The sequence below is a fragment of the Synergistetes bacterium HGW-Synergistetes-1 genome, from assembly GCA_002839185.1.
Lineage (GTDB): Bacteria > Synergistota > Synergistia > Synergistales > Synergistaceae > Caenicola.
The window spans coordinates 355,815-362,503 of record PGXO01000004.1 but is presented as its reverse complement, the minus strand read 5'-3'; the positions used below and the strand labels follow the sequence as shown (position 1 = coordinate 362,503).

Below are 6,689 nucleotides of genomic sequence, written 5' to 3'. Positions count from 1 at the left end.
TCAGCAAGCTTTCAAAGTACTCCCGTTCGACTTGCATGTGTTAAGCACGCCGCCAGCGTTCGTCCTGAGCCAGGATCAAACTCTCCGTTTGATTCTGGTCTCGTTCGCTTATTTCCTTACGTACTGTATTCAATTGGCAAGGTTCAGCGTCACCGTTTACTGTAATAAGATCTGATTGCAACGGCGACAGGAGGTAATATACTACGCTTTGGCGGAAAATGCAAGCTTATTTTAAAATTTTCATAAGGGGTGCTATTCATAAATTTTATTGCAAAATTTACCGTGTTATAATTCACATAATGATGATAGTTTATTAGTAATAAAGCTTAGACATCCGACCTATGGTTGGATCTACTAAATGACTGGAGGCTGCCGCAGTTATGCCTTTGATGCAGTTTAATGACAAAAAGTTTTCTCTTGAGAAAAAAAAGCAAGGAAAAAAGAAAAAATCGTTGATCAACAAGATCTTTTCTCACATAGCTCTTTTCACAGCAATATGCGCAGCTCTTCTGGCTGTTATTCTGGCTGTTTTCCTAAAAGACATATCACAGTCACTTCCGACAACAGAGGAGATACTCGCACATGAGCCCAGCCTGGCTACTATCGTATATGACAGAAATGAAAAGGTCATAACGAGACTTTTCCAGGAAAACAGGAACTGGGTAAAGCTTGACGTTGTCTCCCCATGGATGGTCAAGGCAATACTGGCAGCTGAAGACGACAGATTCTATGATCACTCCGGAATAAGGCCTGTTTCAATATTCAGGGCAGTCCTGGTCGATATTTTTCATCGCGGGGCACGGCAGGGCGGAAGCACAATAACACAGCAGCTTGCCAGGAATCTTTTCCTTACAAAAGAAAAGACAATCGTAAGGAAGGCAAAAGAGGCCATCCTCGCTTTAAGACTTGAAAGGATATACACAAAAGAACAGCTTCTCGAGATGTATCTCAACACTATATATATGGGTCATGGAGCCTATGGCATAGACTCCGCCTCAAAAAAATATTTCGGCAAAGCACCGGGTAAGCTTTCAATAACTGAGTCAGCTGTACTTGCAGGTCTTGTCGCAGCGCCTGAGACATACAGCCCTTTTAGAAACCCCTCAAGGTCTAAGACGAGAAAGGACTATGTTCTCAAAAGGATGCTGGATCTTGACTGGATATCAAAATCTGATTATGACACCAGCGTGAACGATGTGCCAAAACTGGTCAAAAGAGAGGCCAACAGAAGCAACCTCTCTCTTAAAGATTCACCTCACTTTGTCTCATATATACTTTTCAACAAGCTTCTGCCCAATTATGGGACAGAAATGGTATACCGTGGCGGATTGAAGGTACATACGACAATTGATCTGGATCTTCAGAAAAAAGCTGAAGATCTTGTTTCAAAGATGAAGTACGAAGGAGCTCTTGTAGCCCTCGATCCAAATACCGGAGAGATCCTTGCCCTGGTAGGAGGAAGGGATTTTGATGCCAGTAAATTTAACAGGGCCACTCAGGCCTTTCGTCAGCCGGGATCAGCATTTAAGCCCATAGTCTATGCAACCGCCCTGGAAAACGGATACAGAGCCGTTGACCACCTCCTTGACGCGCCTCTCATCTTTCCAAACGGCTGGAAACCGGGAAACTACGGAAGTAAATATGACGGAGAAGTTACCCTCATGGATGCGCTCGCAAGGTCTATAAATACCGTGGCGGTCAGGTTAGCACAGATCGATGGCGTAAGCAGGGTAGTGGAAATGGCAAGGAGGATGGGCATATCAACACCGCATCTGCCTGAAGACCTTTCACTTGCTCTTGGAACTGCGAGCGTTACCCCGCTTGAGATGTGTGTGGCATACTCTACCTTCGCAAACAACGGCTATAAAGTTGAACCATACGGTATAAAGGAAATAAAGGGCAAAAGTGGGGAATCCATAGAACAGAACGGCCCAAAACTGGCAAACGCGATCTCTGTTACAACTGCTGTGACAACGCGCTCAATGCTTGAACAGGTTGCGATGTGGGGAACCGGGGCAAAGGCAAGGATCGACGGGCACCAGACATTTGGCAAAACGGGAACGACAAACGACTGGACTGATGCCTGGTTCGCAGGCGGCATTCCGGGCCTGGTCGTAGTAGTTTACGTTGGGAATGACAACCACACACCGCTTGGCGGAAAAACAACGGGAACTATTGCAGCTGTCCCGGTATGGAAAGAGTTTGTCTCCTTCGCCGTGAAAAAACTCAAACTTCCATCTGATTTCGTTGTGCCTCCCGATGCCGGTGTGGAATCGGTAAGAGTATGCAAAAAGACAGGTTTCCTAGCTGCACCAGGATGTCCGGCTACAAATATACTTCTCCCAGCCGGCCATGCTCCTTCATCCCAGTGCCCATGGCACGGAGGCAGTCTCTCGGCGGCAAGGGCTGATGAAAATGCTCCTCAGCTGATACTCGCTCCTATAGACGACGAAATGACCCATTACAGATATGCAATGAAAGGACTTCCGCAACAGGAGAGCACTGAGGAGGAATCTTCTGTTCCGGAACCTGAAATCCCTATAGCAATAAAGAAAACAATAGATACTGAGCACGCAAAAGTACCTAACAAAACCCCTGATCCCTATAAAAAAGATACGAGCGAGGCTATAAATATGGAAGCAAAATATCAGGAGCTTCTAAAGAGATACAACATTATTGAGTAAAGCTCAAATAAACTCTTTACTTCACTGGGTCCGGCCCTTTGGCCATGGGGAAGGCACATAAATATCCTGGAATAGCTGAAGTGCAAACCTGTCGGTCATTCCTGATATAAAATCGACTGCACCCTGTGGGTCGTCTTTGCATTTTTCCATGCGGTATTTAAAAAGTGCCGTAAGTACATGCTCTACCCTGGAATCCTCTATCTGTGCGTTCGCATGCCTGTAAACACTGCTGTATAGAAACCCCCGCAGCGTCTCTATTGACATAAGCATTGATGGGCTGAATGTCGGCTTGCTGTCGATACTGTTCTCAATAATGTCCATTATCAGTGAGTTGATCCTCTCGGCGTGAGTCGTTCCCATTTTATCAACGACACTTCCGGGTATGTCTGAGAACCCAACTATTTGAGCCCTTAGCGCGTCATCCAGGTCATGGTTCAGGTAGGCGACAGAGTCTGATATCCTAACGACCCAGGCTTCAAGTGTCGAAGGTTCGGTTAGGTCAAATCCTGAATGGACATCCACCTGCCCTTTTGAATGCTGTATTATCCCCATCCTTACCTCCCAGGTAAGGTTCAGTCCCCTTCCATCTTTTTCCAGGCAGTCGACCACTCTCAGGCTCTGGACAGCATGGTGGAAACCGCCAAGTCCATGGTCTTTGGCAAGGGAATCGAGGACTTTTTCCCCCATGTGTCCAAATGGTGTATGGCCAAGGTCATGACCCAAAGCGATAGCTTCCGTAAGGTCCTCATTGAGCATGAGGGCCCTGGCTATAGTCCTGGCGATCTGGGAGACCTCAAGCGTGTGTGTAAGTCTGGTCCTGTAGTGGTCTCCTTCAGGTAGGAGAAGGACCTGCGTTTTGTATTTGAGCCTCCTGAACGACTTGCTGTGTATTATCCTGTCACGGTCTCTTTGGAAGCATGTCCTTACCGAACATGGCTCCTCCTTTTTTGCCCTGCCTTTGCTTTCTGAAGAAAGAGCTGCGAAAGGAGAGAGTATATGTTTTTCAATTTCTTCCCAGCGAACGCGGGTGTTCAAAATGACCATCTCCTAAGTAGGGGCAAGCTGCCGAAAAAACATCGGCGTGAAACAATGGTGAAGCAATGGTTTGGGCTTGAGGATCTTGCTCCGTCTCGTCGTCCCCGAGCGCTTAAATCGGGGATCCAGTGGCTCTAGGTCCTTGCTGTGACAAACTTTTTAAGACCTAAACACAAGTCGCTGGATTCCCGCTAAGGTTCATACAGGAATGACGGTGATTTTAGTTCTCACGATTGTTTAACCGCCCTTACAACTGCTTCACTACCGATTCACGCCGACGGTTTTCCGGCAGATTAACCATGGAGAACTAAAATCTATTTAAGTATGCCGAGGGCAGAATGCGCAGCTGCGAGCCTTGATACAGGCACCCTGAAGGGCGAACAGCTGACATAGTTGAGTCCAAGCTTGTGACAGAACGCGACGCTTGACGGGTTTCCTCCGTGCTCGCCGCAAATGCCCACCTGGATAGACGGATTTACTTTCCGGCCTCCTGTAGCACCGATCTCCATCAGGGCGCCTACACCTTCACGATCGAGTACTGCAAATGGGTTCTGCGGAAGTATTCCTTCCGAAACGTACTGGCCAAGAAACTTTCCTTCCGCATCATCCCTTGAATATCCAAAAGTCGTCTGAGTAAGGTCGTTTGTGCCGAAGCTGAAAAACTGGGCGTGCTGGGCAAGCTGATCTGCCACCAAGGCAGCTCTGGGAAGCTCGATCATTGTTCCAACAAGATATTCCACAGTGCAGCCGTGCTCCTTCATTATCTCGGGTGCTATCCTGTCGACCATCTCCCTGAGTATCCTCATCTCCTCTTTTGTCGCGACGAGCGGGATCATTATATCGGGCACTGGGGTAATGCCTTTGCTGACGAGCTTACAAGCTGCGCTGAATATTGCCCTGATCTGCATCTCATAAATTTCAGGATAGATGATGCCAAGTCGGCATCCCCTGAATCCAAGCATCGGGTTTGATTCATGCAGTTCGTGGACTCTTGCTATCGTATTTTTGACAGATTTTGCCTCGGGACTTCCTGCAGAAAGGTTTTTAAGCTCCTTCTTAAGATCAGGAAGCTTCGGCAGGAATTCATGAAGCGGAGGATCAAGCAGCCTTACTGTGACAGGAAGTCCATCCATCGCTTCGAATATACCCAGGAAATCTTCCTCCTGCATCTTTTCGAGCTTTTTAAGATGTTCGATCCTTTCATCCCTGGTGGATGCCACGACCATGCTCTGCATGACAGGGAGTCTTTCAGGAGCCATAAACATGTGCTCTGTACGGCACAGCCCAATTCCTTTTGCTCCAAAGCCTCTAGCCCTTATGGCATCTTCAGGTGTATCGGCATTGGCCCAGACCTCCAGAGTCGAGATCCTGTCAGCCATTCTGAGAAGTTCACTGAAATCTTCATCAAACTGCGGCTCCACAAGGTCAACTTTTCCAAGAATAACTTCGCCCTTCGTTCCGTCAATGGTGATTAAATCGTTCTTTTTGACAATTGTATCGTTTACTGTGAAGGTTTCTGCAGCAAAGTCGATCTTTATACTTTCGGCACCTGATACACAAGGTTTTCCAAGTCCTCTGGCAACAACAGCCGCATGGCTCGTCATACCGCCGTGCGCTGTTATGACGCCCTGGGCGGCAAAAAGTCCATGGATGTCATCAGGCGTGGTCTCAGGACGGACAAGGATGATCTTTTCACCTTTTTCTCCGCGCTCAGCAGCTTCATCTGCATCAAAAACGACAAATCCGACCGCCGCGCCTGGTGATGCCGGAAGTCCTTTTACAAGAGGTATTAGTTTAGCTTTCGGGTCTATCTGAGGATGGAGAAGCTGCTCGACCTGTTCAGGGGCAACTCGCTCAACAGCTGTCTTTTCGTCTATCAGCCCTTCCCTGAACATGTCCATAGCGACCTTGACAGCTGCTGCTGCTGTTCGCTTGCCGTTCCTGGTCTGAAGTATATAAAGTTTGCCACTTTCGACAGTAAACTCAATATCCTGGGCATCCTTGTAATGCTTCTCAAGGAGCTTAGCAATACGGCAGAATTCTTTATAGACCTCCGGCATAGCGGCCGCAAGGTGTGATATCTCCACAGGAGTTCTGATACCTGCAACTACGTCCTCTCCCTGGGCATTGATAAGGTATTCACCAAAGAGCCTGTTTTCTCCCGTCGACGGGCTTCTTGTGAAACAAACTCCCGTGCCGCAGTCATCCCCCAGGTTGCCGAATACCATGGTAACAACACTGACAGCTGTTCCGTATGACTCGGGAATGTTGTTTATCTTTCTGTAAGTAATGGCCCTTGGTGTGTTCCAGCTGCGGAATACTGCATCTATAGCGAGTCTGAGCTGCTGCCATACATCAACAGGAAAATCCTTGCCCGCTTCCTTTAGAATACCCTTGTATTCCTCGACAAGTTCTTTCAAAGCAGCCGCAGAAAGCTGGTTATCATCCTTAACGCCGTTCTGTATCTTCTTAGCATGAAGTTTTTTTTCAAAACTGGAATGCTCTACTCCCATTACAACGTCTGAAAACATCTGGATAAAACGGCGGTAGCTGTCATAAGCAAAGCGTTCGTCACCGGCAGCCTCAGCAAGGGCTGCAACGGTTTCATCGTTCAGTCCCAAGTTAAGAATAGTGTCCATCATGCCAGGCATTGAGACAGGTGCCCCAGAACGCACCGATACCAGCAGCGGATCTTTTTTTCCACCGAAAGTTTTTCCTGCAAGGGCCTCGACTCTTGATACTGCAGATTTCACATCATCCCATATATTGAGGATAAAATCATTTTCTTTCCAATATTCATGACATGCTTCCGTTGTAATGATAAATCCCGGAGGTACCGGCAGCCCGATCTTCCACATTTGAGCAAGGTTGGCACCTTTTCCGCCAAGAAGGATCTTCATACCTGCGTCACCTTCACTGAAATCATAGACAAACTTTTTAGCTTCGAGCATTGTGTGACCTCCCTGATTT

Annotated in this window: 3 protein-coding genes and 1 other annotated feature; of the genes, 1 reads left to right on the top strand and 2 read right to left on the bottom strand. The window is 47.6% G+C overall.

Going from position 1 to position 6,689, the window contains the following annotated elements; translation table 11 throughout:
* Position 1: 1 nt before the first annotated feature.
* Positions 2-91, bottom strand: a sequence feature (possible 16S ribosomal RNA but 16S or 23S rRNA prediction is too short).
* Between the two features lie 298 nt (positions 92-389).
* Entirely contained in the window at positions 390-2,684 is a 2,295-nt protein-coding gene (locus CVV54_05240) for a penicillin-binding protein (GenBank protein ID PKL04894.1), read from the top strand.
* A 21-nt stretch (positions 2,685-2,705) separates the two neighbouring features.
* Here CVV54_05240 and CVV54_05235 read toward each other — a convergent pair whose 3' ends face one another.
* Positions 2,706-3,719 (bottom strand): deoxyguanosinetriphosphate triphosphohydrolase, encoded by a 1,014-nt coding sequence (locus CVV54_05235; protein ID PKL04865.1) that lies wholly within the window; start codon positions 3,717-3,719, stop codon positions 2,706-2,708.
* Between the two features lie 314 nt (positions 3,720-4,033).
* On the bottom strand, positions 4,034-6,670 hold the full coding sequence (locus tag CVV54_05230) for a pyruvate, phosphate dikinase (GenBank protein PKL04864.1): 2,637 nt from the start codon (positions 6,668-6,670) through the stop codon (positions 4,034-4,036).
* Between the last annotated feature and the right edge of the window lie 19 nt (positions 6,671-6,689).